Annotated in this window: 27 protein-coding genes; 23 read left to right on the top strand and 4 right to left on the bottom strand. The window is 45.4% G+C overall.

Annotated elements, in window-relative coordinates:
- The first annotated feature begins 70 nt into the window (after positions 1-70).
- The 14 genes from accB to spo0A all read left to right on the top strand — a co-directional run bounded on the left by accB (position 71) and on the right by spo0A (position 13,479).
- Positions 71-562, top strand: a complete 492-nt coding sequence (accB, locus tag M3221_RS08225; protein WP_251271005.1) for an acetyl-CoA carboxylase biotin carboxyl carrier protein — start codon at positions 71-73, stop codon at positions 560-562.
- A 13-nt stretch (positions 563-575) separates the two neighbouring features.
- Positions 576-1,934 (top strand): acetyl-CoA carboxylase biotin carboxylase subunit, encoded by a 1,359-nt coding sequence (gene accC / locus M3221_RS08220; protein ID WP_251271004.1) that lies wholly within the window; start codon positions 576-578, stop codon positions 1,932-1,934.
- A 16-nt stretch (positions 1,935-1,950) separates the two neighbouring features.
- Entirely contained in the window at positions 1,951-2,370 is a 420-nt protein-coding gene (locus M3221_RS08215; protein ID WP_242233521.1) for an Asp23/Gls24 family envelope stress response protein, read from the top strand.
- A gap of 102 nt (positions 2,371-2,472) precedes the next feature.
- Complete coding sequence (nusB, locus tag M3221_RS08210) at positions 2,473-2,865, top strand: transcription antitermination factor NusB (protein WP_242233522.1); 393 nt, start codon at positions 2,473-2,475, stop codon at positions 2,863-2,865.
- 14 nt (positions 2,866-2,879) lie between these two features.
- Entirely contained in the window at positions 2,880-3,731 is an 852-nt protein-coding gene (gene folD / locus M3221_RS08205) for a bifunctional methylenetetrahydrofolate dehydrogenase/methenyltetrahydrofolate cyclohydrolase FolD (protein ID WP_251271003.1), read from the top strand.
- Positions 3,732-3,818: 87 nt separating this feature from the next.
- Positions 3,819-5,174 carry an exodeoxyribonuclease VII large subunit gene (xseA, locus tag M3221_RS08200; RefSeq protein WP_251271002.1) on the top strand — a complete coding sequence of 452 codons (1,356 nt, stop codon included), beginning with the start codon at positions 3,819-3,821 and terminating at the stop codon, positions 5,172-5,174.
- Positions 5,164-5,394 (top strand): exodeoxyribonuclease VII small subunit, encoded by a 231-nt coding sequence (xseB, locus tag M3221_RS08195; RefSeq protein ID WP_251271001.1) that lies wholly within the window; start codon positions 5,164-5,166, stop codon positions 5,392-5,394. The genes xseA and xseB overlap by 11 nt, the downstream gene beginning before the upstream one ends.
- Entirely contained in the window at positions 5,391-6,272 is an 882-nt protein-coding gene (locus M3221_RS08190; protein ID WP_242233526.1) for a polyprenyl synthetase family protein, read from the top strand. The genes xseB and M3221_RS08190 overlap by 4 nt, the downstream gene beginning before the upstream one ends.
- 92 nt (positions 6,273-6,364) lie before the next feature.
- A complete protein-coding gene (dxs, locus tag M3221_RS08185) occupies positions 6,365-8,260 on the top strand; it encodes a 1-deoxy-D-xylulose-5-phosphate synthase (protein ID WP_251271000.1) in 1,896 nt (631 codons plus the stop codon).
- Between the two features lie 2 nt (positions 8,261-8,262).
- On the top strand, positions 8,263-9,090 hold the full coding sequence (locus tag M3221_RS08180) for a TlyA family RNA methyltransferase (protein ID WP_251270999.1): 828 nt from the start codon (positions 8,263-8,265) through the stop codon (positions 9,088-9,090).
- Between the two features lie 133 nt (positions 9,091-9,223).
- Positions 9,224-9,673, top strand: coding sequence for a transcriptional regulator AhrC/ArgR (ahrC, locus tag M3221_RS08175; protein ID WP_251270998.1), 450 nt, complete (start codon positions 9,224-9,226; stop codon positions 9,671-9,673).
- Between the two features lie 17 nt (positions 9,674-9,690).
- On the top strand, positions 9,691-11,382 hold the full coding sequence (gene recN / locus M3221_RS08170) for a DNA repair protein RecN (RefSeq protein WP_251270997.1): 1,692 nt from the start codon (positions 9,691-9,693) through the stop codon (positions 11,380-11,382).
- A gap of 89 nt (positions 11,383-11,471) precedes the next feature.
- On the top strand, positions 11,472-12,554 hold the full coding sequence (gene spoIVB, locus M3221_RS08165) for a SpoIVB peptidase (protein WP_251270996.1): 1,083 nt from the start codon (positions 11,472-11,474) through the stop codon (positions 12,552-12,554).
- Positions 12,555-12,741: 187 nt separating this feature from the next.
- Positions 12,742-13,479 carry a sporulation transcription factor Spo0A gene (spo0A, locus tag M3221_RS08160; protein ID WP_251270995.1) on the top strand — a complete coding sequence of 246 codons (738 nt, stop codon included), beginning with the start codon at positions 12,742-12,744 and terminating at the stop codon, positions 13,477-13,479.
- A 760-nt stretch (positions 13,480-14,239) separates the two neighbouring features.
- Here the strand turns inward: spo0A and M3221_RS08150 are convergent.
- On the bottom strand, positions 14,240-14,401 hold the full coding sequence (locus M3221_RS08150) for a YjcZ family sporulation protein (protein ID WP_251270993.1): 162 nt from the start codon (positions 14,399-14,401) through the stop codon (positions 14,240-14,242).
- A 191-nt stretch (positions 14,402-14,592) separates the two neighbouring features.
- Here M3221_RS08150 and M3221_RS08145 point away from each other — a divergent pair, with 191 nt between their 5' ends.
- From M3221_RS08145 to M3221_RS08130, 3 genes are all read left to right on the top strand, one after another.
- Positions 14,593-14,805, top strand: a complete 213-nt coding sequence (locus tag M3221_RS08145) for a hypothetical protein (RefSeq protein ID WP_251270992.1) — start codon at positions 14,593-14,595, stop codon at positions 14,803-14,805.
- Positions 14,806-15,569: 764 nt separating this feature from the next.
- Positions 15,570-15,842 carry a hypothetical protein gene (locus M3221_RS08140; protein ID WP_251270991.1) on the top strand — a complete coding sequence of 91 codons (273 nt, stop codon included), beginning with the start codon at positions 15,570-15,572 and terminating at the stop codon, positions 15,840-15,842.
- 762 nt (positions 15,843-16,604) lie between these two features.
- A complete protein-coding gene (locus M3221_RS08130) occupies positions 16,605-16,829 on the top strand; it encodes a hypothetical protein (RefSeq protein WP_251270990.1) in 225 nt (74 codons plus the stop codon).
- Positions 16,830-16,981: 152 nt separating this feature from the next.
- Here the strand turns inward: M3221_RS08130 and M3221_RS08125 are convergent, their stop codons facing one another.
- The gene (locus tag M3221_RS08125; RefSeq protein WP_251270989.1) at positions 16,982-17,575 is read right to left on the bottom strand and encodes a restriction endonuclease; all 594 of its coding nucleotides are present in this window, start codon (positions 17,573-17,575) and stop codon (positions 16,982-16,984) included.
- A gap of 300 nt (positions 17,576-17,875) precedes the next feature.
- Here M3221_RS08125 and M3221_RS08120 point away from each other — a divergent pair, with 300 nt between their 5' ends.
- Positions 17,876-18,394 carry a DUF6241 domain-containing protein gene (locus tag M3221_RS08120; RefSeq protein WP_251270988.1) on the top strand — a complete coding sequence of 173 codons (519 nt, stop codon included), beginning with the start codon at positions 17,876-17,878 and terminating at the stop codon, positions 18,392-18,394.
- A gap of 484 nt (positions 18,395-18,878) precedes the next feature.
- On the top strand, positions 18,879-19,187 hold the full coding sequence (locus M3221_RS08115; RefSeq protein ID WP_251270987.1) for a DnaD domain protein: 309 nt from the start codon (positions 18,879-18,881) through the stop codon (positions 19,185-19,187).
- A 419-nt stretch (positions 19,188-19,606) separates the two neighbouring features.
- On the opposite strand, the gene M3221_RS08110 is transcribed toward M3221_RS08115, so the two are convergent.
- A complete protein-coding gene (locus M3221_RS08110) occupies positions 19,607-19,846 on the bottom strand; it encodes a DUF2627 domain-containing protein (protein WP_251270986.1) in 240 nt (79 codons plus the stop codon).
- A gap of 168 nt (positions 19,847-20,014) precedes the next feature.
- On the opposite strand from M3221_RS08110, the gene lpdA reads away from it, so the two are divergent.
- The 4 genes from lpdA to M3221_RS08090 are packed head-to-tail and all read left to right on the top strand — an operon-like array spanning position 20,015 to position 24,697.
- Positions 20,015-21,430: a dihydrolipoyl dehydrogenase gene (lpdA, locus tag M3221_RS08105; protein WP_251270985.1), complete on the top strand. Its 1,416-nt coding sequence runs from the start codon at positions 20,015-20,017 to the stop codon at positions 21,428-21,430.
- 14 nt (positions 21,431-21,444) lie between these two features.
- Positions 21,445-22,452, top strand: a complete 1,008-nt coding sequence (locus tag M3221_RS08100; protein ID WP_251270984.1) for a thiamine pyrophosphate-dependent dehydrogenase E1 component subunit alpha — start codon at positions 21,445-21,447, stop codon at positions 22,450-22,452.
- On the top strand, positions 22,452-23,435 hold the full coding sequence (locus tag M3221_RS08095; RefSeq protein WP_251270983.1) for an alpha-ketoacid dehydrogenase subunit beta: 984 nt from the start codon (positions 22,452-22,454) through the stop codon (positions 23,433-23,435). Before M3221_RS08100 ends, M3221_RS08095 begins: the two co-directional genes overlap by 1 nt.
- A gap of 20 nt (positions 23,436-23,455) precedes the next feature.
- On the top strand, positions 23,456-24,697 hold the full coding sequence (locus M3221_RS08090) for a dihydrolipoamide acetyltransferase family protein (RefSeq protein ID WP_251270982.1): 1,242 nt from the start codon (positions 23,456-23,458) through the stop codon (positions 24,695-24,697).
- Positions 24,698-24,908: 211 nt separating this feature from the next.
- Here the strand turns inward: M3221_RS08090 and M3221_RS08085 are convergent, their stop codons facing one another.
- A complete protein-coding gene (locus tag M3221_RS08085) occupies positions 24,909-25,769 on the bottom strand; it encodes a DUF1002 domain-containing protein (RefSeq protein WP_251270981.1) in 861 nt (286 codons plus the stop codon).
- Positions 25,770-25,802: the final 33 nt, after the last annotated feature.

Here is a 25,802-nt window from a genome sequence, read left to right as displayed (position 1 = left end):
TGAGAAAAGGAGCTTTTTTGTTATGTGAAAACGGCTCGTTTATTTTTTTCCTAAAAGGGGTGCTCTGTACATGAAAGTACAAGAAATTAGAGAATTAATCAAACTGGTTGATCAATCAGGAATTGATGAATTTGTATTTGAATCAGCAGGAAGTAAGCTGAAAATGAAAAAATCAACAGGAACGACTACATATGCTGCAGCACCAGGAGCACCGGTATCACACGTTCAGCAAGTATCTGTTACACCGGAAGCGCCAGCCGCGCCTGTTATGCAGGAAACACCGGCACCAGAAGCGCCAAATTCAGCAGCGGATGATTCCAGCCTACATAAAATTACTTCACCAATGGTCGGAACGTTTTATCAATCGCCATCGCCGGATAAAGAAGCATATGTAAAAACAGGGTCAAAGGTTCAGCCGGACTCCGTTGTCTGCATCGTGGAAGCTATGAAGCTGTTTAATGAAATCGAAGCAGAAGTAAGCGGAGAAATTGTTGAAATCCTTGTAAAAGATGGCCAGCTTGTTGAATATGGCCAGCCGCTTTTCTTGGTGAAACCGGAATAAAGGAGCATTTGCGATGATTAAAAAAGTATTGATTGCCAATCGTGGAGAAATCGCGGTTCGAATTATCCGCGCCTGCAGGGAGCTTGGGATCGACACAGTGGCGGTTTACTCAGAAGCAGACCGAGAAGCGCTGCATGTACAACTGGCTGATGAAGCGTACTGCATCGGCCCAACTGCTTCAAAAGACAGCTACTTGAACTTTACCAATATTGTCAGCGTAGCGAAGCTAACAGAGTCAGATGCCATCCATCCCGGTTACGGCTTTTTAGCGGAAAACGCGAGCTTTGCGGAATTATGCCGCGAGTTGAATATTACCTTTATCGGTCCGTCGCCAGAAGCGATTACGCAAATGGGAACAAAAGACGTAGCGCGCGATACAATGGAAGAAGCAGGAGTGCCGATTGTTCCTGGTTCAGCCGGGATCATTAAAGATATTGAGGAAGGACTGACGATTGCTGCTAAAATCGGATATCCGGTGATTATCAAGGCGACAGCCGGCGGAGGCGGAAAAGGGATCCGCGTAGCCCGTGATGAAGCGGAACTGGAAAAAGGCATTAATATGACGCAGCAGGAAGCAGCGACTGCTTTTGGTAATCCAGGTGTGTATTTAGAGAAATTCATCGAGGATTTCCGTCATGTTGAAATTCAGGTGCTGGCTGATACACATGGAAACGTCATTCATTTGGGTGAGCGTGACTGTACGATTCAGCGCCGCATGCAAAAGCTGCTTGAAGAAACGCCGTCTCCGGCTTTGAACGAAGAAACAAGAGCCCAAATGGGTGAAGCAGCCGTTAAAGCAGCCAAAGCAGTTGATTATACAGGGGCAGGCACGGTAGAATTTATTTATGATGCGCATGCGGGCACATTTTATTTCATGGAAATGAATACCCGTATTCAAGTAGAGCATCCTGTCACAGAAATGGTCACCGGTGTTGATTTGATCAAGGAGCAAATCCGGGTCGCTTCCGGTGAAGCATTATCACTGACACAGGAAGACGTCACATTTGACGGCTGGGCGATTGAATGCCGGATCAATGCAGAAAACCCGGAAAAGAATTTTATGCCGTCTGCAGGAAGAGTAGAAGGATACCTTCCGCCGGGCGGATTCGGGGTACGGATCGATTCTGCAGTGTATCCAGGCTATATGATTCCGCCTTATTATGATTCAATGGTTGCGAAATTAATTGTTCACGGGAAAACCCGGGAAGAAGCGATTGCACGGATGAAGCGGGCGCTTTCAGAATTTGTGATTGAAGGTGTTCATACAACCATTCCGTTTCATCAGAAGCTGCTTGAGCATGAAGTGTTTGTAAGCGGAGATTTCAATACGAAATTTCTTGAAATCCATGATGTAATGCAAACTCAATCATAATCCGGAGGTGCTTAAAATGTCGGAACAGCAATCTGTAAATCAAGTACTTGAAATGAGCAATGGAGAGGGCGGTCATGGCCGTATTGAAATTGCTCCTGAAGTGATAGAAGTGATTGCCGGTATCGCTGCATCAGAAGTGGATGGCGTTGAAAAAATGCGCGGAAGCTTTGCATCGGGTGTAGTGGAACGGCTTGGAAAGAAAAACCACGGCAAAGGTGTCCGGGTTGATTTAACGGAAGACGGCATTAAAGTAGATGTTTATTGTGTTGTGAAATTTGGTGTATCGATTCCGCGTGTTGCCAAATTGATGCAGGAAGGAATCCGCCAGACACTTCTCAACATGACGGCACTCGAAGCTGACGAGATTAACATTCATATTGTGGGGATACAATTTGAAACGAAACAGCCGGAACCTGAATATCAGGATGAAGTATAAGTGAAAAAGCGCTCTGGCATTGCCGGAGCGTTTTTCGTATGTTTTCCACGGCGCTTTTTTATGCTATGATCAAAAAGGCATTAAACAAAAAGGAGCAATCGAATGAACAGACGTACGGCACGGGAAAAGGGCATCCAGGCTCTTTATCAAATGGATTTAAGTGGAGCGGAGTCAGCGGAAGCAGTTGCAAACGTATTAGAGGACAGCGACAGCGACAGCAGTTACTTGCGTGAAATCGTCACGGGAGTGGAACAGCACCGTGAGGAAATCGATACAATTATTAAAAATAATCTGGAAAAGTGGTCGTTTGACCGCTTGGCAAAAGTGGACCGGAATATTTTACGTCTCGCTGTATATGAAATGCAATATTCAGACGATGTTCCAGCAAAAGTAGCCGTGAACGAGGCAATTGAGTTGGCGAAATATTTTAGTGATGAACGAGCCGGTAAATTTATTAATGGCGTTTTATCAAAAATTAATCAATCAATGGACTAAGTGAGGGATTTTCAATGGCAGCTATTATTGACGGAAAAGCAATTGCAAAAGACATTCGTACAGAATTAAAAGAAGAAATCGATGCAATGAAAGCAGCAGGTACAACACCGGGACTCGCTGTTGTGATTGTCGGAGATGATCCGGCATCCCATACGTATGTAAACAGCAAGGAAAAAAGCAGCAAAGAAATTGGCATTTACTCGGAAGTACACCGTTTTCCAGCGGATTTCACGGAAGAAGCACTTTTAGAAAAAGTGGACGAATTAAACCGTGACAAAAATATCCATGGCATTCTTGTGCAGCTGCCGCTTCCTAAACATATTTCTGAGGACAAGGTCATTGACGCCATTTCACCTGAAAAAGACGTGGACGGCTTTCATCCTGTAAACGTTGGTAAAATGGTCATCGGTAAAGACTCGTTTTATTCATGTACACCATACGGAATTATGAAGATGCTCGAGAAAGAACATATTTCGCTTGAGGGCAAGCATGTAGTGGTCATTGGACGCAGCAACATTGTCGGCAAACCAGCTGCTCTTCTTTCCTTAATGAACAACGCAACCGTCACAATCTGCCATTCCCGCACGAAAGATTTAGCGACGATCACCCGTCAGGCTGATGTTGTAATCGCGGCTGTCGGCATTCCGAATTATGTGACAGCAGACCACTTAAAACCGGGCGCTGTCGTGATTGATGTCGGCATTAACCGCAATGAAGAAGGCAAGCTGTGCGGCGATGTAGATTTTAACAGCGCGAAAGAGGTAGCGGGTGCGATTACTCCAGTGCCAGGCGGCGTGGGCCCGATGACAATTACAATGCTTCTTTACAATACAGTCAAATCAGCGAAAGCATTCGCAGCGAAATAAATTCATAGCAGATGAATGAAACTGTCTTTTCGATCATGTTATAATCGGAAAGACAGTTTTTTAATGGACAGAAAAAGGTGATCGGAAATGGAACCAGGACGGCATTTAACTGTTAAAGCATTAACCAAATACATAAAGCGAAAATTTGATGCGGATCCGCATTTGAAAAATGTGTCTGTAAAAGGCGAGCTTTCAAACGTAAAGCACCACTCCAGCGGGCATTTATACTTTACATTAAAGGACGACAGTGCGCGTATCATGGCGGTTATGTTTGCCGCATCTGCCCGGCATTTGGCGTTCCGGCCGGAAAACGGGATGGAAGTCATTTTAACAGGGGATGCCACCGTTTATGAATCAAGTGGGCAGTACCAGCTGTATGTAAAAACCATGCAGCAGGAAGGCGCTGGGAATTTGTTTGCGGCTTTTGAGCAGTTGAAAAAAAAGCTTGAGCAGGAAGGGCTTTTTCGTCCGGAGGCAAAGCGCCGGGTTCCGGCATACCCATCTGTTATCGCCGTTGTGACGTCTCCAACCGGTGCAGCGATTCGGGATATTTTAACGACCATTAACCGGCGCTATCCATCAGCGGAAGTGCTGATTTATCCTGCGCTTGTTCAAGGAGAGCGTGCGCCTGAGTCGATCGTCAGACAGCTTCAGAAAGTGAACCAGGATGGCCGGGCGGACGTGGTGATTGCCGGACGCGGCGGCGGCTCTATCGAAGAGCTTTGGGCATTTAATGAAGAAGCCGTTGCGCGGGCGATTCGTTCTTCAAAGGTTCCGGTTATTTCTGCTGTTGGCCATGAAACCGACTTTACTATTGCCGATTTTGCAGCAGATCTGCGCGCACCAACACCGACAGCCGCTGCGGAAATGGCGGTTCCCCATGTGGAGGAAGTATCGGAACGGATCAAAGCAAAAGAAAGCCGTCTGATGCGGGCAGCTTCAGAAATGGTCCGCTCTTCACGGAATCGTCATCAAGCCGTAATGAACTCATACGTGATGCGCAATCCAGAAGCGCTTTACAGGCAGCAGTTTGAGCGGGCAGACCGGCTGCATGAGCAGCTTATCCGCAGCACCAACGCTTTAATTGACCGCAAGAAAACAACAGTGCAGCATGCGTCGTTCCGCCTGTCGAGAACAGGACCCGGCCCGCGCATTGCATATGAGACAGAGCAGCTTGAGAAATTGAAAAAAAGCTTATACCGGCTGACTCAGTCGATTGTAAACGAAAAAAAATCGACATTTGGGCGTCATATTGCCATGCTAGAAGCGCTTAGCCCGCTGAAAGTGATGGAAAGAGGGTACAGCCTCGTATACAGTGAAGAGAAAGAATTAATCAAAACGGTTCAAGACGTACAACAAGGAGACCGCATCCATGTGCAGATGGCAGATGGCACCATATACGCACAGGTTGATTCAATTGGGAGGAACAAAGATGAAACGTGAAGACATCAGTTTTGAAGAAGCAATGGAACAACTGGAAAAAATAACAGCCCGCCTTGAAGAAGGGGATGTCCCGCTTGAAGAAGCGCTCAAAGAGTATAAACGCGGAATGGAATTGTCTGCTTTATGCCATAGCAAGCTGAAAAAAGCGGAAACAGAACTGGCTAAGCTTGTAACCAATGACGGCGACCAGCCATTTTTGCTGGATGGTGAAGACGCATGACGAATATTAAAACATACATCGAAGAAAAGCTGCCGTTATTTGAAGCGCATATGATGGAACGGATAGATGCGCTGCAGGCACCGGGTTCGCTTAAAGAAGCAATGATCTATTCACTCAAAGCGGGAGGCAAACGAATCCGGCCCATGCTCCTGTTTGCGGCGCTTGAAACGTACGGTAAAAAAGCGGACGCCGGCCTTGATGCAGCCTGTGCGCTAGAGATGATTCACACGTATTCGCTGATTCATGATGATCTGCCGGCGATGGATGATGATGATCTGCGGCGTGGAAAGCCGACCAATCATAAAGTATTTGGTGAAGCAACCGCTATTTTAGCGGGAGATGCCCTCCTAACGTACGCATTTGAAGTGATTGCGCGTTCCGAGGCGTATTCGCCGGAGCAGGCGGTTGAGCTGATTCGAATGCTGTCATTTGCAGCAGGACCGGCCGGAATGGTTGGCGGGCAAGTGGCGGACATGGAAGGGGAACAAAAAAAGCTGTCTCTCGGAGAGCTTGAATATATTCACCATCATAAAACGGGCCGTCTGCTTGCTTTTAGTGTAATGGCCGGCGCATTGATCGGCGGGGCGGACGAAATGGAAAAAGCGCTGCTGGAGACCTATGCCCGCCATATCGGCCTTGCTTTTCAAATCCGGGACGATATTTTGGATATTGAAGGCACTGAAGAAGAGATTGGCAAGCCCGTCGGCAGTGACGAGTCGAATGAAAAAAGTACGTATCCGTCCCTGCTGACAATGGCAGGAGCCAAAAAGAAATTAGAGGAAGAGCTGCAGGGAGCGCAATCTGCCCTTGCCTCATTAAAAAGACCAGCACCTCTTCTCGAAGCCTTTGCGGATTTGATTGCCAAACGCACGTCGTAAAATGCCGAAAATTGTTAGCACTCTGAGCGTGTGCTATAATAGCGGTACATTTTAACCAAAACTGAAACAGTCAGGAAAGTGAGCTGATCCACTTGGATCTATTATCCATTAAAGACCCATCTTTTGTGAAAAAAATGAATGTGCATGAAATGGAGCAGCTGAGTTCAGAAATCCGTAAATTTCTTATTGAAAAATTGTCGGTTACAGGCGGACACATCGGCCCGAACCTTGGAGTTGTTGAATTAACGATTGCCCTTCATCACTGCTTTACAAGCCCGAAAGATAAATTTTTATTTGATGTTGGACATCAGTCCTATGTTCATAAAATCTTAACCGGCCGTGCCGACAAATTTGATACGCTGCGGCAATACAAGGGTCTATGCGGATTCCCGAAAACGATTGAAAGCGAGCATGACGTATGGGAAACCGGCCACAGTTCAACATCGCTGTCTGCGGCAATGGGTATGGCAATTGCCCGTGATTTAAAAAAGTCAGGCGATCATATCGTACCTATTATTGGAGACGGCGCTCTAACAGGCGGGATGGCACTCGAAGCGCTGAACCATATTGGCCATGAGAAAACCAATATGATTGTTATTTTAAATGATAACGAAATGTCCATTGCGCCGAATGTTGGAGCGATGCACAATATGCTTGGCCGAATGAGAACTGGCGGCAAATACAATAAGCTCAAAGATGAATTGGAAGTGCTGCTTAAGCGAATTCCAGCTGTAGGCGGGAAAGTAGCCTCAACAGCGGAGCGCATGAAAGACAGCTTGAAATATATGTTTGTTCCTGGTATGTTTTTTGAAGAATTTGGATTTACTTATCTCGGTCCCATTGACGGCCACAATTTTGATGATTTGATTAAAAGCCTGGAGCAGGCGAAGCGGACAGAAGGGCCAGTCCTTGTGCATGTGATCACGAAAAAAGGAAAGGGATACAAGCCGGCCGAAACGGATACGGTTGGTTCCTGGCATGGCACTGGCCCTTATAAGATGGACACAGGCGATATGATTAAAGCAAGCGGTGAACCGCCAGCCTGGAGCGCGGTTGTCAGCGAGACAGTCCGGGAGCTTGCTCGTACAGACGAGCGTATTGTGGCGATTACACCAGCTATGCCGGTCGGGTCAAAACTGCTTGGTTTCGCAGGCGAATTTCCGGATCGGATGTTTGATGTTGGGATTGCCGAACAGCACGCGGCAACCGTAGCAGCCGGCCTTGCCACACAGGGTATGAAGCCGTTTCTCGCCATTTACTCAACATTTTTGCAGCGCGCCTATGACCAGGTCGTTCATGATATATGCCGGCCAAATTTAAATGTATTTATTGGCATTGACCGCGCCGGTCTCGTTGGAGCGGATGGAGAAACACATCAGGGAGTGTTTGATATTGCCTTCCTCCGTCATGTGCCGAATATGGTGCTGATGATGCCAAAAGATGAAAATGAAGGACGCCATATGGTAAATACGGCCATTCAGTACGACGGTGGGCCCATTGCGATGCGCTTCCCGCGCGGCAACGGGCTTGGCGTGGAGATCGATCCAGAGCTAGGGGTTATTCCAATCGGATCGTGGGAAGTGATCAGGGAAGGCAGCGATGCAGCTATTTTAACGTTTGGGACAACCATTCCGATGGCGCTTGAAGCGGCAGAGGAGCTTGAAGCCCGCGGAATCAGCGTAAAAGTAGTGAATGCACGCTTTATTAAGCCGCTTGATCATAACATGCTGAATGTTCTTTTCGCGCAAAAGATGCCGCTTTTAACGATTGAAGAAGCAGTGCTTGAAGGCGGATTTGGCAGTGCTGTGCTTGAGTATGCACACGAGGCAGGCCATCACGGTGCGATCATTGACCGAATGGGAATCCCGGATCAATTTATAGAACACGGCAGTGTGGGTAAGCTGCTTGAAGAAATCGATTTAACGAAAGAAGAAGCGGTTCGCCGGGTAGCTGCTTTTGTTCGGGAAAAGCAAGAGGAACGTGCATAAACATGGCGAAAAAAGAACGTATTGATGTATTGCTTGTAGAAAAAGGATTAATTGAAACACGAGAAAAAGCAAAACGCGCTGTTATGGCGGGAATTGTTTATTCTAACGAGGAGCGGATCGATAAACCTGGTGAAAAAATTCCTGTTGATGCTCCGCTTGAAATAAAAGGAAAAACGATGCCTTATGTAAGCCGGGGCGGCTTAAAACTTGAAAAAGCACTGCAGGTGTTTGATTTGACCGTTCAAGACAAAACGTTAATTGATATTGGTGCTTCAACGGGCGGCTTTACCGACTGCGCGCTTCAAAACGGCGCAAAAATGTCTTATGCACTCGATGTAGGGTACAATCAATTAGCGTGGAAGCTTCGGCAGGATGAGCGTGTAGTCGTCATGGAACGAACAAATTTCCGTTATGTAACACCGGCGGATTTGGAGAGGGGCATGCCGGATTTTGCCGTTATTGATGTATCATTCATCTCGCTGTCCCTCATTTTACCTGTTTTAAAAACATTGCTTGTGCCGGGTGCTGATGTGATGGCCCTTGTAAAGCCCCAGTTTGAAGCAGGGCGTGAAGAAGTGGGAAAAAAAGGGATTGTGCGTGATAGCAAAGTGCACCAGGCGGTTATTGAGAAAATCGTACAGCTGGCTTCCTCACTGGGATATGATGTCATCAATCTATCCCATTCACCGATTACAGGCGGCGACGGAAATATCGAATTTCTCCTGCATATACGCTGGACAGGTGAAGAAGAAAGCGGAAATATCAAGCTGCCTATTACACCTGAACAAGCCGTTAAAGCTGCACATGAGGAATTTAACCAAAAAAGCTAACAGATTCAGCTCCAAAAAAGCGGCCGATTCCGTAAGTGTAAATGGAAACGTGCCGCTTTTTCTATACTTTTTAAATGAGATACAGTATGATAATGTATAAAGAAGTATAATTATACATTATGAGGTGAACGATTTGAATAAAGGACAACGACATATAAAAATTAGAGAAATGATTGCCAATAATGAAATCGAAACGCAGGACGAGCTTGTCGATTTGCTGCGTGAATCAGGATATAATGTAACACAGGCAACGGTATCGCGCGATATTAAAGAGCTTCACCTTGTCAAGGTGCCTTTAATGGATGGGCGTTATAAGTACAGCCTGCCTGCGGACCAGCGTTTTAATCCGCTGCAAAAACTAAAACGAACACTTGTAGACAGCTTTGTCAGCATTGACTCAGCTGGTCATTTTGTCGTTATGAAAACCCTGCCAGGCAATGCGCAGGCTGTCGGAGCGCTTATTGATAATCTGGACTGGGAAGAAATTATGGGAACGATATGCGGGGATGATACATGCCTGCTTATTTGCCGCGCGCCAGAGCATACAGAGGTTGTCTCGGCTCGCTTTTTAGAAATGCTTTAATAAGGATGTGACCGATTGTGCTTCAGGAATTATCCATTCGCCATTTCGCCATCATTGATTCCCTGGCGCTCTCATTTGAACGGGGACTCACGGTATTAACTGGTGAAACAGGAGCAGGGAAATCGATTATAATTGATGCCCTTCAGCTTTTAACAGGCGGAAGAGGTTCAGGCGAATTTGTTCGTCATGGAGAAAAAAAGGCGGAAATCGAAGGGATGTTCACAATTCATAGTGAGCATCCCTGTGCCCAAGTCTGCCGGGAGTTCGGCATCGATGTGGATGAAGAGACCATCATTTTAAGGCGGGAAATTTCCGCGGCGGGTAAAAGCGTCTGCCGGGTCAATGGAAAAATGGTGACGCTGTCTATTCTCCGGGAAATAGGCGCCCGTCTGATGGATATTCATGGACAACACGAGCATCAAGAATTAATGAATGCAGGAAGCCACATTCGGCTGCTGGACGATTTTGGCGGTTCGGCTGTTTTGGGCGCACGTGCACAGTATGGAGAAGTATATGAGCGCTACGCGCATTTACAAGCTGAGATTCGCCGTTTAAGTGAAAACGACCAGCATCTGGCACACCGGCTCGATTTGATTCAATTTCAGCTCAATGAAATTGAAAAATCGGCGCTGGTGCCTGGCGAAGAAGAAAAACTGGAAGCAGAACGCCAGCAGCTGGCGAACTTTGAAAAATTATACGGAGCGCTGTCTGAAGCATATAATGCCTTATCCGGCGAAGGCAGAGCACTGGATTGGCTCGGAGTAGGAGTGAATGGGCTCGAATCCGCTGCCGACATTCATGAAGAATACAAAGCTCTTCACGAATCTGCGGCAAACAGCTTTTATGTACTTGAAGATACCGTGCGGGATGTGAGTTCACTGCTTGATACACTTGAGTTTAATCCAGAGCGGCTAAATGAAATTCAAAGCCGTTTAAATGAAATCAGCCAGCTCAAGCGTAAATACGGATCCACTATTGATGAAATTTTACAATACGGAGAATCCATTGCCAAAGAAATTGATCAGCTGACTCACCGTGATACGCATGTAAACCGCCTTCAAAAAGAATTGGCTGAAGTGGAAGTTCTTGTACAGAAGGAAGGAGAAAAGCTCTCCTCTCTTCGCTGCGAAGCAGCCGTGAAGCTTGAAGAAGCGATTCACAGAGAACTAAAAGAACTTTATATGGAAAAAACCGTTTTTAAGGTACATGTAGTGAATGAATCCGGGCAATTTAAAAAAGACGGAATGGATCAGGTTGAATTTTACATGACCACCAATCCGGGAGAACCGTTAAAGCCGCTTGTGAAAATTGCTTCCGGCGGGGAAATGTCACGGGTGATGCTGGCAATGAAAACGATTTTTTCAAGACACCAGGGCATTACCTCCATCATTTTTGATGAGGTCGATACAGGTGTAAGCGGGCGGGTTGCCCAGGCCATTGGCGAAAAAATTTATAAAATTGCTATTCATTCGCAGGTGATGTGCATTTCGCATTTACCGCAAGTAGCAGCGATGGCTGATACACACTTATACATTCAAAAGAATCTGGAAGGGGAACGGACAAGCACGTCTGTAACACCTCTAGATGAAGAAGAAAAAGCGGCAGAAATCGGCCGTATGATTTCCGGTGTAGAAATGACCGACTTAACGAAGAAACATGCGAAAGAGCTGCTGGCTCTATCTGCAAAATTAAAGCAATCGGCTGTTTGAAAAGCCATCCATCTAGCCCCCTAATTACCGTTATAAGAACACGCACCTCCGGACAAAGTAACAACGCAGGATGAAAAGGAGGGAGTGGGATGGCGGTAGTAAGTCGGGGTCTTTTTTCATTTTTACTGCTGTTTACGTTTTGGACGACAGATGGAGCCGTTACGAAGGCAGAGCAGACAGAGACAGAGCTGCTGCAATCGGCTGGCTTTTTAAAAGCAGAGGAAAAGCGTGAACGTGTTTTCGTTGTACCCGGCGGACAGTCGGTTGGTGTACAGCTTGAAACAAAAGGGCTTTATGTAGTCGGCTTTCATTTTATCCAAACAGATACAAACCGTATTTCTCCAGGTGAAGAAGCAGGTCTCTTGCCAGGTGATGTCATTACACGTATAAATGGCCACAAAGTAACAGAACCTCAAGCCATTCGGCCGTATGTGCAAAAAGCGGCTGATGGAAAAACCTCCGTAAAGCTCACAGTGTTACGCGGCAAAAAAACGCTGAGTCTTTCAGTAAAACCGATCAAGGATACAGAAACAAAAAGTTCAAAACTGGGCTTATACATTAAAAATAAAACCGCAGGAATTGGGACATTGACGTTTTATGAACCAAAATCGAAAAAATTTGGCGCACTTGGCCACGTCATCAGCGACGTGCAGTCAGGAAAGCCGTTTGCACCTGTTAAAGGTACGCTTTACCCTGCCCACGTAACTGGAATCAAGCGTGCAACGGAAGGGATTCCGGGAGAGAAAGCGGCTGAGATTCCTACAGAAGAGAGATGGGGAACGGTCACATCTAATACGCCATTCGGCTTGTTTGGACGGCTGGATCGCGAATTGAGCAGAACAAAGTTGTATCCGGCGGCGCATCCGGATGAAGTGAAAGAAGGGCCAGCGCAAATTTGGACGGTGACAAAGGACAATAAAATCGAAACATTCGATATTTCCATTGTTCGCACGGTTGAGCAGTCAAAGCCAGCCATTAAAGGCATGATTATTAAAATGACCGATCCCCGTTTAATTGAAAAAACAGGTGGTATCGTTCAAGGAATGAGCGGCAGCCCTATCTTACAAAATGGCCGGGTGGTTGGAGCTGTTACGCATGTTTTTGTGAACGATCCACTTTCCGGATACGGTGTCCACATTGACTGGATGCTTAAAGATGCCGGAGTGTTGTAGAGCGCAGCTGCGCTCTTTTTTTTGGCGAATTTTTTCTGGAAAGAAAGTCGAAAAATGACAGAAAACGGTGTAAAATAAATATTTTGAATTTTTTAAAGGAATCCATTTCGCTTTGTCGAAAAAACCTTTAGAATAACCTTATGGATGGAGCATCGCCTTAAGGATTGAGAAGTGAGGAGGAAATGATTTGAGTAAAATAAAGGTAGCAATTGCGGACGATAACCGGCAGCTTGTACAGCTGCTTGAAGAAGTGATAACAAGCCAGGAAGATATGACAGTTGCAGGAACGGCATTTAATGGGCAGGAGTGTCTCGGCATGCTGCCGGAAACAGAAGCTGATGTGTTAATTTTAGATATTATTATGCCGCATATGGACGGACTGGCTGTACTTGAACGTCTCCGGGCAAGCGGCCAGGAAGATGTAACGAAAAAAGCGGTTGATCTAGGGGCTTCCTACTTTATGCTGAAGCCATTTGACATGGAAAGTTTAATTAGTCAAATCCGTCAGGTGGCCGGTGCAGAACAGCCGATGCGTCATGTAGAACGAAAAGAAGAGCCGAAAAAGCAAAAGAAAAATATTGACGCCAGCATTACGGCAGTGATTCATGAAATCGGTGTACCGGCGCATATAAAAGGCTATTTGTATTTGCGCGAAGCAATTACAATGGTATTTAATGATATTGAACTGCTTGGCTCAATCACAAAAGTACTATATCCAGAAATTGCCCGAAAATACAACACAACACCAAGCCGGGTGGAACGGGCGATCCGGCATGCGATCGAAGTAGCTTGGAGCCGAGGCAATATGGAATCCATTGCGGCATTGTTCGGGTATACAGTATCTGTATCCAAGGCCAAACCGACAAATTCAGAATTCATCGCCATGGTGGCGGATAAGCTCCGTATCGAATACATGGCTTCTTGAAAGCCGTCGTGACGCGGTTTTAAACGTCAAGGCAGCGCACACTTATGACCGATAAACTGCCGTTGTGACCCGATAAATATTCGGGGCAGTTAACGCGTACCTCTTTATCGTAAAAGGGGGCGCTTTTTTTATTTAATGAAATCGAATTTCAAATCGATAACTACATGCTGTACTGCGATTCAAAAAAACCCGCACGTAAAACGAAGGCAAGCTATAAACAGTCGTTAAGAATCTTTTCCACTTACCTGCGCAACCACCATAACATAACGGAGCCAGCCGCTATCAAGACGGCTCATATCCGTTCCTACATTCAGTATTTGCGTGACAGGGGGAAGTATACCGTCGTTGCCGAGCGATATAAACAAAAAAAGGCCGCGGAAAGATCCGCAGCAAACAAGATGAACTATGTAGAGTTCAGGAGATGTGGCGGGTGTGTGCCACAAGATAACGTTTACCCACTTCGACGCTAATATAAACCAAATAAATAAAAAAAGCCACGGACGCGACTCCGCAGCAAACAAGAGAGTAATGAGAGTAAGTGGTTTGTAAAACCATGCTTACCGTTACCCGCTTGGCTAGAAAAATAAACAGTAAAGAGAATAATTGGGAAAAAATGTCGTGGCAGACGCTGTGCATAAAAAAAAGACCGCAGAGGGCTCCACGGCAAAAATTCGGAAGTGACGCACAATAAAAACGCGATTTCTAAGTGTTTGATAACTCTGAAAGTGGAAGTCGCTGAAATGGTATTAGATCACTTAAATTAACAGTCGCCGCCGTAGCTCTTTTTGAATGAAGCGCCAATGATGATAAGAAGAATGAATAATACTACAATTAGCGCAAAGCCGCCGCCGTAGCCGCCGTTAGAACCGCTACAGCATTCATATCCACCGTAGCCGCCGCCGTAACCGCCGAAAAATCCCATACTATTTCACCTCTTTTACAGAAAAGTAGCGAAACAATTATATAAATCAATTTCTCGGAATTAATCTATAATAATTGAATCTATGTTATATGGTATGAACAGAGATCCATATTGGATTGAGCGGTTGTCTCCTCTGATAATCTTTTTTTCTATGAAAGAGAACAATAGTTTAAACTGGAGGTATTAAACGTATGACAAAACGTAAGAAAAAACGCAGCAAACAGCCTTCGCAGGTGCCACCATTGGATGACCGGCATTACCTTGCGATGGAGCTGATGATGAAGCCGTATTATGACCAAAAACGCGATCATAACCGCTGGCTAAACCGCTCAGAAATTGCGGAGCTCGTCGGTATATCACGTATGCAGCTTTACCGCTTGGAACAGCGGAAGGACTTAAAGTAAAAGGCACCGCGTATACTTGCGTAAGGCAGCTCCGAAGAGTCCGACACATGTGGAAATGGCTCTACAAGGCGATTTAAAGGCGATGCAGTTCATCGTTTCAGCGATTCTAGACGTGTAAAGGGTAATTACAAAATTACACTTTTACTGAAATTTCCGAGAGCGTACATTACATTTTTTTATACGGTTTACCTGCATCGGGGTCCTGTCGCGTGACCCTCGAAGCGTTTTGACACTGTAGTTTAGTTCGGTTTTTACCGGCATGCACATCCAAACGTAGAGCCACCGGAAACTTTTTGAATGGCGAAATAACAGGCGTCTTGGCTTCCGATTACGTAATAAATCGCTGTGCATTAGTGTGCATTTCACCGGCTGGATGCCTGCGGGATAGACACCTTTGAAAAACTCAGGGGGTCTGTATTCATTCCGAAAATTTCCGATTTCAGCGATCAATAGGGCTCAGGCCGCTTCAATAAACACTACAACGTATAAACTAAATTACGGGTCGACGACCCTCTCACAGTCACTACACTTGTCATTCGGCGGGTGTGGTTTTTTTTTCGTATCGATTCGTCAAAACTCCGCGATAGTGCCAAAACTTTTAAGTGATGAAATTTTATCGTTAGGTGTATTAGATTTCAACAAAAAGTACGGAAGAGTTTGAAGCGGCAGATGAAGTAACGAAAATTAACGAGAAGCTCGCCGCAGCGGATACTGCAAAAGAACAGATTGCAGCTCAAAAGGAACTTGCGGCAGTTTAAGCGGATATGAGCCAGTCGCAACAAAGCGCGTTAAAGGATCTACAGGGCTTCAAATCGTTTTGGGCCGGCTTTACGAAGGAATTTGAGAATCCGATATTTGATGCGTTTGGACAAGGGTTAAAAGCGACGGAGAAATTAATGAACGGGCTCAAGCCAACGATTATGAGTGTAGCCAACGTAACAACGGACGTCATGACGCGGATCAACTCAGCGATGGAAGGCACAATAATGAAATCTTTCTTCGCCTGGCTGGAAGGGGAAATGCGGCACGATCGTTAAGCAACTTCGCTGCAATGGCGGGTAATTCAGTCGCCGGCGTGCTGAACGATTAGATGAAGCCGAGATGGACCGTTTCGCAGCGTATATGAACCGTAAATTAGCGGAAGTAATGGATGGAGGGCGTAATCGAAATAAACAACGGGCTGCCTTCGAGTGGTCCGCTTTCTACCTATTTATATAACGACAAAAGAAAACGAAATTCGACGCTTGCTTACCGAAATTTCCTAGACGAAATAACTTGCGGACTAGAACGGTATTCGTTGCAATCAAGACAACGAACACTTAGCGGTAAACTGCCGGGTGAATGTCCGATAAAGAGTTACGTAAAAATCGAATAAGTGTGCATTAAACGTCTATATCGACGGAGTAAACCGCCAAGGCCAAACCGACAAATTCAGAATTCATCGCCATGGTGGCAGATAAGCTCCGCATTGAATACATAGCTTCTTGAAAGCCAAAATAATATTGCTTTACACGTTAAAATGCAATGATTACAGATGGGCTTCTGATGCAAGCCGATAAGGGCGACAACAGCTTTCCAGTTATAAAAGCGTACCTCTGCCATAATAAGAGGGCGCTTTTTTGTGCCGCCCAACCGATTTTCAGGCTGACAAATCGCGAGCCGAAGAGCTGAATAAGCAAAAAATTACACGGGTTTTAAAGCTGATGGGTATGAGTTTAAATTTAAAACATAAATTTAGGGTAAAGCAAGGTTCGCAGAAGCGAGGTAAAATATCAGGACCGAAAGAAGGCGAAAAAATCATGCTAAAAAGAGTATACTGGTCTAAATTAAACGACTCGCATGATAAAATAACAGCAAAAGCGGGCTTTAGAAAAGAAAGCAATAAGCTGTATGAGCCTTATGAACTTTACCTTGAAACATGGGAAAAAGAAGAGAGCGGCTGGGTGTATAAAGGCAGCCAGCCGGAGCAAAGGCAGCAGCAATTAGAGGCGCACCCGGCGATAGAACCACTTTTAAAGAGCTGATACGGTAAATAAGTAATACCAAATGAGCGCCGCAAAAGGTGCTTTTTTCTTTTTTACTTATTATCCGCTTCCTCGTCTCTATCATCCTCTTCTGTATTAAAAAGCCCCCGTCTGACGCACAATATATTGAAAATCCCGGCGTTTGCTATTCGTTACGTTGGCCGGGTTTCCTGCGGTTTAGCCATAACACTGTTTTCTGAGAGCAGCCCAATCAAATCATTGCGGTCGATTAGTTTTACGTTCAGTTTCTCTGCACAATGATACGCATTTTTAGTAAATGCACGATTGGTGACAGCCCAAACTTCATTTGTTTTATAGTACGCTTTGCCGCAGCTCGCTTCTTGTACGGCTTTGACACCGGCTGAGCCATTGTATCGTTTTGCCTGCACAGCGATACTGTAGTTTCCCTTGCGTAAAATAAAATCAGCCCCATAATCACCTGATTTCGGCGTATACTCAATGGCGTACCCTCTGCTTTCAAACAAGGCCCCCACATATTCTTTAAATTGAACGCTATCCATACTATCAAGTTCGTTTAATCCTGATTGAAGGAATTGTTGTTTTTTCTTATCTTTTGTATACCAGCGCAGCAAAAAATACGGGATCGCTAACAGGGCGACGAGTATTGTATAGCCAATGAACACTTCGATATGCTGCAGGATAACAATCAAAACGACAGCATACAGCATGTAGATCAGTATTTTGTCGCTGCCAATCCCAAGTCCTTTACGGCCCCTTCCTGACATCGTCCCAGCTCCTTTAAACCTGTTTTTTTTATTTTTGACGACGAAAGCGAGAACTATCCAAAAAGATAAAATAAAAACACTCATTCAAGAGCGTGGACCGAAGAATTTTTTGATCATGATCTTTTTTATGGCAAAAAAGCAATAAAAGAAACGAACTTTGCTGTTTGGTTAAATTGGGAAAAGAAAGATCTGGCAGGATGATTAAAAAAGATAAATTAACTATTAAGGAAACTTTTTCCACACCCTGTAAATACCCTCCAGTTTTATGGTAAAGTTGTTTTATAGATTGGAGCTGGGAAAATGAAGAAGATCATTGGATGGACCATCGTTGTTTGTATCACTCTTCTCATTGCCGGGCTGGGGACTTATGTATTAATAGAAATGAATAATACAAAAGCCACTCAACAAGAAAAGCTGAATGGCGGGAACGATGAGAAAATTGGCGGTGTTCAAAATACAACCCATTTAAAAAAGGGTGACGATGAAGAAAAAGTCGTTTCTGTTATGCATAAAATGACGCATCAAAAAGTAGCAGCTGATGAAAAATGGGGAGCCGTGCCCATGACAACATCTACTATCAAGGAAGTTATTTCAATTGTAGAAAAAGAGGATTATAAAGAAAAGAAGCCTCTTCTTGACATACTTCAAAAATGGCAGGCGGGCAATTTTACAGAAATTGACCAGGATCATAATTATTTATGGACACTTCAAGATGGAACAGAAGGCAAAGCCTACGGAATCATGAGCCCTGTTCAGGAAAGGCAATTTGTTCATCAAAACTTTAACGAGACTGTTGCAAAAGAGCTTGGTTACCTATAGGAATGTCTACAAAAAAGCGTCCACTTTGTTTAAAGAGGCGCTTTTTTCGTTATAGGGGAGCTGGTTTTATACATAGTTCATAATATGCAAATTTCAAAATTTAAATACTTGCATAAAAAAGATTGTACTGCCGACAGGAGAAACGTTAAAGGAGGCAAAGCATAAGCGGAAGAAGCCTCTCTTTTATAGAAAGGTTTAAAATGAGTGCATGACGGAAATAGTAATACATGGAGCTTTCGGTCAGATAACGTCAAGCAAGCCGGTACGCAGTACAAGCCGCTTTGATGGATCAAAACGACCAAAGCTGTCAAATGCTTTTGGGGAGGCATGAAGCTTCACTTGTTTTTTCTCCATTCGCTCGTATCAAAGGCTGCAATATTTACGGAACAGCTCCGGCTTGTTTGGCTGAAATGAAATTCTGCCACTAAAACTGACGCTGACCGTTAGACCCTCCAGTATCTTTCAAAAGGGGTTATGCAGCCGAATGACAGAAGACGAACGCAAAATCATCACATATGTCAGAGAAGTCAGCACAACTCAATTAGTTCAAGAGCTGTCTGACGGAAAAGTATTAGGAACGGACCTGAGGGCGATTGGAAAGCTGCAGTTGTACCGCTTGCCTGAAGAAGTAAAAAACGTTCTGTTATACTGTGCAAAATGTAAAATGAGCAAACACATAAATTATAGGGACGTTTATAAAATAGCCGCCCGCTGGAACAGGCTCCGTGTTCAAACAGCAGAAGAAGCGTTCGAATTAGCGAAGCAGGAGGGTTGTTTTCAACAACAGAAGTAAATGTCTCCCATTGAAACTGCACTCTTTATGGGTGCAGTTTCAGATTGTAGACAAATAAAATCTTTTGTCAAAAGGTCCCTTTCGTTTCTTTTTCATGTAAGACGTTCGAGTGGTTGGGATGAGAGTCGATAAAGCGGCGGATGCGCGGCTTCGCTTTCTATGGGGCAGGCGCTGAGCCCGTCTTTGCAGCAGCCGGTCGGCTTCCCCTATCGGCTCTTTTTAAGAAGCAATGTTTCTCGAAAAATCTCCTGCCCGTTTTCAGCGGTGAAAACTTTTATAAAAAAAGACTGACCACTTTGTCGACAGTCTCAAACTGTATTCTTTATGAATGCAGTTTTCTTCGTTTATAGAACGGCTCAGCGATGATGCGAAGAAAGAATATGAACAGGCAAAAAGCAGTCCTCGGGAAGGCACTGCTTTTATTTTTTTTCTTGAAATTTTGCCTGCACCCTGTTGTGTTTGCGGTCCCGTCTAAAAATAAATCCGGCAACAAAGCCAAGTCCGCCAATAAAAAGAAGGAAACCGGCCATAAATTGCATCCACAGAGCAGGAAAAGGGGGCTGCAAAATGCCAAAAAGCATATCCCGCATCCATTTAATTCCGACGCCGGCCAAAAAGCCAGGAATGACTAGAATAAGCAGGGCAATAATCCGGATCATGTGAACCCCTTCTTTCAAGATTCTTCTTTTCCACATCATAGCGCAAACGCTTTATTTGTCAAGAACAGGATAAAGAGTGAAAAAACAAATAAAATTTGGTTTATTACATGACATAGTTTTAAAAACCGTATAAAATGATAAAGGAATTATAAATAAGGAGCGAAGTACATGACAATAACATATGATCTTGTCATTTTAGGCGGAGGAACCGGTGGATACACGGCAGCCATTCGTGCAGCTCAGCTTGGGTTAAAAACAGCCCTGGTTGAAAAAGGGAAAGTAGGCGGCACCTGTCTGCATAAAGGCTGTATTCCAACAAAAGCACTGCTGAGAAGTGCAGACGTTCAACGGACGGTAAAAGAAGCTGCATCGTTTGGTATAGAAGCCGGCAGTCCAGTCGTACATTTTAAACGGGTACAGGAAAGAAAAGAAGAAATTGTACATACATTATATAACGGCGTAAAGTCTCTTTTAAAACGAGGAAAAATTGACCTTTATGAAGGGACGGGACGCCTGCTGGGTCCATCTTTATTTTCACCGATGGCCGGAACGGTCTCGGTTGAAATGAATGATGGGACAGAAAATACAATGCTCGTGCCACGGAACGTTATTATCGCAACAGGATCGCGTCCAAAGCATCTTCCGGGCCTTCAGCCGGATGGCGAAATTGTTTTGTCTTCGGACGAAGCACTTGAAATGAAAGAGATTCCGGCGTCAGTTATGATTGTAGGCGGCGGTGTGATTGGAGTGGAATGGGCATCTATGCTTGTTGACTTTGGCAGCAAGGTTACCATTCTTGAATACGGAGACCGGATTTTGCCGTTTGAGGACAAAGCGGTTTCGGCCGAAATGGCACGCCAGCTTTCGAAAAGAGGCGTTCAAATTATCGTAAATGCAAAAGTGAAACCAGATACGCTGCAAAAACATTCAGGTACTGTTTCGATTCAAACAGAAGCAGGCGAAACCTTTTCGGCAGAGAAAATACTTGTTGCCGCTGGTCGTACAGCAAACACGGAACAGATTGGACTTGAAAACACGGACATTAAGGTTGAAAACGGCGTGATCCAAGTGAATGAGTGGATGCAGACAAATGAATCGCACATTTATGCGGTGGGTGATGTAACGGGAGGGCTGCAGCTGGCACATGTAGCTTCTTACGAAGGAATCACAGCCGTTGAACATATGGCAGGAAAAGCGGCAGACCCCGTTGATTATTCGGCTGTTCCGCGTTGTATTTACTCACATCCGGAAGCGGCCAGTATCGGCATGACGGAAGAGCAGGCTGCTCTTGAAAGAACAAAAATTAAAACAGGCGTATTTCCATTTCAAGCGAATGGGAAAGCTCTTGTGTATGGTGAAACAGAAGGATTCGTAAAAATAGTGGCAGATGCTAAAACGGATGATATACTAGGAGTTCATGTAATTGGACCGCATGCAACCGAGCTGATTTCAGAAGCTGCATTGGCCCAGCTGCTCGATGCATCCGGCTGGGAGCTTGGCGCAGCCATTCATCCGCATCCTGCTTTATCGGAAGCGATAGGAGAAGCAGCTCTAATGCTGGATGGAAAAGCGATTCACTTTTGAAGGGAGCGGGAAAAATGGAATCTAAACATAAACAAGCAGGATTAACCGATCAGGACGTAATCGGCATGTATGAAACAATGCTCCTTACACGCCGCCTCGATGAAAGAATGTGGCTTTTAAACCGGTCAGGAAAAATTCCATTCGTCGTATCGGGCCAGGGCCAGGAGGCGGCGCAGGTCGGTGCTGCTTATGCATTAAATAGAAATGAGGACTACATATTACCTTATTACCGTGATTATGGGGTCGTACTTGCTTTTGGCATGACGGTTCGCGACCTGATGCTTTCTGCTTTTGCGAAAGCAGAAGATCCAAACTCAGGAGGACGCCAGCTGCCAGGGCACTTCGGACAACGGAAAAACCGGATTGTGACAGGATCATCCCCGGTAACGACCCAGGTGCCGCATGCTGTCGGCATCGCGCTTGCAGCGAAAATGGATCGAAAACCGATCGTTTCATTTGTGACGTTTGGAGAGGGGTCTTCCAATCAAGGTGATTTCCATGAAGGAGCAAACTTTGCGGGCGTGCACAAGCTGCCGGTTATTTTTATGTGCGAAAACAACCAGTATGCTATTTCTGTACCGTTAAACAAGCAAATTGCAGCCCGCGTATCAGACCGGGCAGCAGGGTACGGGATGCCGGGCTATACGATTGATGGAAATGATCCGATCGAAGTGTACAAGTGCGTAAAAGAAGCCGCCGACCGTGCGCGCCGCGGCGAGGGACCGACGTTAATTGAAGCACTCACATACCGGCTGACGCCGCACACATCTGATGATGATGACCGTTCGTACCGGACAGCAGAAGAAGTAGAGGGCGCGAAAAAAGAAGATCCGCTTCACTCCTTCCGGCTATATGTAAAAGAAGCGGGTCTATTAAGTGATGAGCGTGAAGAGCGGCTTGAAAAAGAAATTGCTGCCGTCATTAACGATGCAACGGAGTATGCGGAAGAAGCACCTTTTGCAAATCCAGAATCGGTTCTTCAATTTGTTTACGCCGAAGAAGAAAGAGAGGCGGAAAAATAATGGCTGTTATTTCGTATATCGAAGCAGTGACCATGGCGATGCGCGAAGAAATGGAACGCGATCCGAACGTATTTATCCTCGGTGAGGATGTTGGGAAAAAAGGCGGTGTTTTCAAAGCAACAGCCGGGCTTTATGAACAGTTTGGAGAAGACCGGGTGCTTGATACGCCTCTTGCTGAATCGGCGATTGCCGGTGTAGCCATCGGTGCGGCCATGGTTGGAAAACGGCCCATCGCTGAAATGCAGTTTGCCGATTTTATTATGCCGGCAGTGAACCAAATTATTTCAGAAGCTGCGCGGATCCGGTATCGCTCCAATAACGACTGGCACTGCCCGATTGTTATTCGAGCGCCGTATGGAGCCGGCATTCAAGGGGGATTATATCATTCCCAGTCAGTAGAAGCCGTTTTTGCCAACCAGCCGGGGCTGAAAATTGTGATTCCATCTACACCGTATGACGCAAAAGGACTCCTAAAAGCCGCTATCCGCGATGAAGATCCGGTATTGTTTTTTGAACATAAAAAAGCGTACCGTTCCATTAAAGGGGAAGTACCGGACGATGACTATGTACTTCCAATCGGCAAAGCGGACGTAAAGCGTGAAGGCGAAGACATTACCGTGATTACGTATGGTCTTTGCGTTCACTATGCTCTGCAGGCGGCCGAAAAGCTGGCAGGGGAAGGCATCAGTGCAGAAGTAGTCGATCTTCGTACAGTTTATCCTCTTGACCAGGAAACAATCATTCAATCCGCCTCCAAAACAGGGAAAGTACTTTTGATTACAGAAGACAATAAAGAAGGCAGTGTAATCAGTGAGGCAGCGGCGATTATTGCCGAACACTGCTTGTTTGATCTGGATGCTCCAATTGCGCGTCTGGCCGGTCCTGAAGTGCCGGCTACGCCATATGCAGCGCCTTTAGAAAAACATTTTTTAGTAAATCCCCAAAAAGTAGAGAAAGCAATGCGTGATCTCGCTGAATTTTAATAAGAAAGAGGAGGCGCATCATGGCAATTCAAGAAATGAAAATGCCTAAACTCGGCGAAAGTGTAACAGAAGGGACCATTACCAAATGGCTTGTTGCACCGGGAGATTATGTGAATAAATATGACCCGATCGCTGAAGTGCTGACCGATAAAGTAACAGCTGATATTCCGTCTTCTTTCGCCGGAGTCATTAGTGAAATTGTAGCAAAAGAAGATGAAAAAATGGCTGTTGGCGAAGTGATCTGCACCATTGAAACAGAAACAGCCACAAAAGAGCCGGAAAAGCAGCCTGAAGCTCAAACATCTGTAAAGGGTGAAAAATCTGCTCAATCAGCCGCTGATCAAAGCAGCCGATATTCACCGGCAGTATTAAAGCTTTCGCAGCTTCATGGCATCAATTTAAAAGAAATCAAAGGAAGCGGGAGAGGCGGCCGCATCACCCGTAAAGATGTGCAGGCAGTCATCGACAGCGGAGTAAAAAGCGTTGTGCCACCAACGGCAGCGGCCAGCACTGCTGCCAGCGCTCCGGCCGCTGAAACAAAGAAATCATTTGAAACGCAAACAGGCGATACCATTGTGCCAATCGATGGCATTAAGCAGACGGTTGCAGCCAATATGGTGAAAACAAAGCAGGAAGTGCCTCATGCGTGGATGATGGTAGAAGTGGACGTTACCAGCCTTGTGCGTTACCGGGATTCCATTAAAACGTCATTCAAAGAAGCGGAAGGGTACAACGTAACGTATTTTGCTTTTTTTGTGAAAGCAGTCGCGCGTGCGTTAAAAGAGTTTCCGGAAATGAACGCCATGTGGGCGGGCGACCACATTATTCGCAAAAAGGATATTAATATCTCGATTGCCGTCGCAGCAGACGACAAGCTGTTTGTACCGGTTGTGAAGCATGCAGATGAGAAAACCGTCAAAGGCATTGCCCGAGATGTAAATGACTTGGCCAAAAAAGCGCGCGGCGGTACACTGACAACTGAAGACGTCAGCGCGGGTACTTTTACGGTAAACAATACAGGCTCGTTCGGATCTGTTCAGTCAATGGGCATTATCAATTATCCGCAGGCGGCTATTTTACAGGTAGAATCGATTGTGAAGCGTCCTGTAATTATTGACGGTATGATCGCAGTGCGGGATATGGTGAACCTGTGCTTGTCACTCGACCATCGCGTGCTTGACGGGCTTGTATGCGGGCGGTTTATGCAGCGTGTGAAAGAATTGTTAGAGACGGCTTCAGAAGATACAATGCCGATTTATTAAAAACAGCTTCTCCCAAATAGGAGAAGCTGTCAGGCTGTTGAAAACGCCCGCTTTCGGCGTCACTTGCCAGCTGTGAATGCTCATGACCCCGAAAAGGTCACTCCGCTTCCCAGCCGGCGGCGTTCCTGGAAAGACAGACGTTTTCAATCAGCCTGCTTTCTTACTTTGTCTACACTCTTACAGGCTTCTCCCAAACAGGAGAAGCTGTTTTTTATTTAAACAAGCCGGCAATGCTGTCGACGATCGATTGAAGGAAATCAATAACGGACTGTAGAAAGCCTTGTCCTTCTTCTGAATTTTTAAAGCTGTCCCACTGTTCTTTTGCTTTATCAATTTGGGAGTTTACTTGATCCCAGTTGATATTTAAATCTTTCATCTTATTGAATAAACCAGCAAGCTGGTCTGTCTGTGCGTCGGTCAGCGTAATATTAAGCTCGTTGGAAATATTATTTACAATCACTTTAATTTCCTGAAGCGTTTGTGGATTCTGAGCGGCCACTTCTTCTTTAATTCGCTCAATCAGCTGAGTGGCATCTTCCTGTCCGATGTCCTCACCAAGCTTAGCCGTTGTCACCATTTCTTCATTGGCTACTTGTTTTTGTTCTTCGGGAATTTTTTCACCAGTCGTCGTTTCATAGGCTTTAATAATGCCGGTTAGAGCAGCTGTACCGGACACCTCAAACGGGGCTGTAATGAAAATATCAGCATCTTTTACACTCGCAGTAGATAAGGCATTGGTGTACATTTCCTTCGATACCCATGAAATGTTTTGGGTTTCTACATTTAATCCGGAACCAGATTCCGTCGTTGTAATTTTGCTTGATGAGATGGCTTTTGTCCCAATTTGGGCTTTTGGAATATATTCACCCAAATATTTGTGTTCCTCCGCATTGGATACCGTAATCGTTTGAACATCCGCTGGTACGTTCATTTCTTCAAGCACCTTTTCTTTTTGGGCAGGTGTCAAATTTTCGCCAAGCGTGACCATTGTATCGCCGGGCGTACTATCTGCAGAAACGGCAGTACCAAAACTCAAAACGGCAACCCCAAGCAAACCCATTAATTTTCTCATACTCTCTCTCCTGAATTCTAAAATTGGCTCCGT

Source organism: Domibacillus indicus, from assembly GCF_023715895.1.
GTDB lineage: Bacteria > Bacillota > Bacilli > Bacillales > Domibacillaceae > Domibacillus > Domibacillus indicus_A.
Note: the sequence above shows the minus strand (reverse complement) of the source record. Positions and strands in the feature narration are given on the sequence as shown.

Coding starts and splice junctions, on each gene's coding strand:
- M3221_RS08190 (WP_242233526.1), top strand. CDS start 5,391: ATGACGAATATTAAAACATACATCGAAGAAAAGCTGCCGTTATTTGAA.
- xseB (WP_251271001.1), top strand. CDS start 5,164: ATGAAACGTGAAGACATCAGTTTTGAAGAAGCAATGGAACAACTGGAA.
- M3221_RS08130 (WP_251270990.1), top strand. CDS start 16,605: ATGCTAAAAAGAGTATACTGGTCTAAATTAAACGACTCGCATGATAAA.
- xseA (WP_251271002.1), top strand. CDS start 3,819: ATGGAACCAGGACGGCATTTAACTGTTAAAGCATTAACCAAATACATA.
- M3221_RS08115 (WP_251270987.1), top strand. CDS start 18,879: ATGACAGAAGACGAACGCAAAATCATCACATATGTCAGAGAAGTCAGC.
- M3221_RS08150 (WP_251270993.1), bottom strand. CDS start 14,401: ATGGGATTTTTCGGCGGTTACGGCGGCGGCTACGGTGGATATGAATGC.
- M3221_RS08085 (WP_251270981.1), bottom strand. CDS start 25,769: ATGAGAAAATTAATGGGTTTGCTTGGGGTTGCCGTTTTGAGTTTTGGT.
- folD (WP_251271003.1), top strand. CDS start 2,880: ATGGCAGCTATTATTGACGGAAAAGCAATTGCAAAAGACATTCGTACA.
- M3221_RS08215 (WP_242233521.1), top strand. CDS start 1,951: ATGTCGGAACAGCAATCTGTAAATCAAGTACTTGAAATGAGCAATGGA.
- M3221_RS08125 (WP_251270989.1), bottom strand. CDS start 17,575: ATGTCAGGAAGGGGCCGTAAAGGACTTGGGATTGGCAGCGACAAAATA.
- spoIVB (WP_251270996.1), top strand. CDS start 11,472: ATGGCGGTAGTAAGTCGGGGTCTTTTTTCATTTTTACTGCTGTTTACG.
- accB (WP_251271005.1), top strand. CDS start 71: ATGAAAGTACAAGAAATTAGAGAATTAATCAAACTGGTTGATCAATCA.
- M3221_RS08180 (WP_251270999.1), top strand. CDS start 8,263: ATGGCGAAAAAAGAACGTATTGATGTATTGCTTGTAGAAAAAGGATTA.
- M3221_RS08095 (WP_251270983.1), top strand. CDS start 22,452: ATGGCTGTTATTTCGTATATCGAAGCAGTGACCATGGCGATGCGCGAA.
- nusB (WP_242233522.1), top strand. CDS start 2,473: ATGAACAGACGTACGGCACGGGAAAAGGGCATCCAGGCTCTTTATCAA.
- M3221_RS08110 (WP_251270986.1), bottom strand. CDS start 19,846: ATGATCCGGATTATTGCCCTGCTTATTCTAGTCATTCCTGGCTTTTTG.
- lpdA (WP_251270985.1), top strand. CDS start 20,015: ATGACAATAACATATGATCTTGTCATTTTAGGCGGAGGAACCGGTGGA.
- M3221_RS08090 (WP_251270982.1), top strand. CDS start 23,456: ATGGCAATTCAAGAAATGAAAATGCCTAAACTCGGCGAAAGTGTAACA.
- accC (WP_251271004.1), top strand. CDS start 576: ATGATTAAAAAAGTATTGATTGCCAATCGTGGAGAAATCGCGGTTCGA.
- M3221_RS08145 (WP_251270992.1), top strand. CDS start 14,593: ATGACAAAACGTAAGAAAAAACGCAGCAAACAGCCTTCGCAGGTGCCA.
- M3221_RS08140 (WP_251270991.1), top strand. CDS start 15,570: ATGAGCCAGTCGCAACAAAGCGCGTTAAAGGATCTACAGGGCTTCAAA.
- M3221_RS08120 (WP_251270988.1), top strand. CDS start 17,876: ATGAAGAAGATCATTGGATGGACCATCGTTGTTTGTATCACTCTTCTC.
- M3221_RS08100 (WP_251270984.1), top strand. CDS start 21,445: ATGGAATCTAAACATAAACAAGCAGGATTAACCGATCAGGACGTAATC.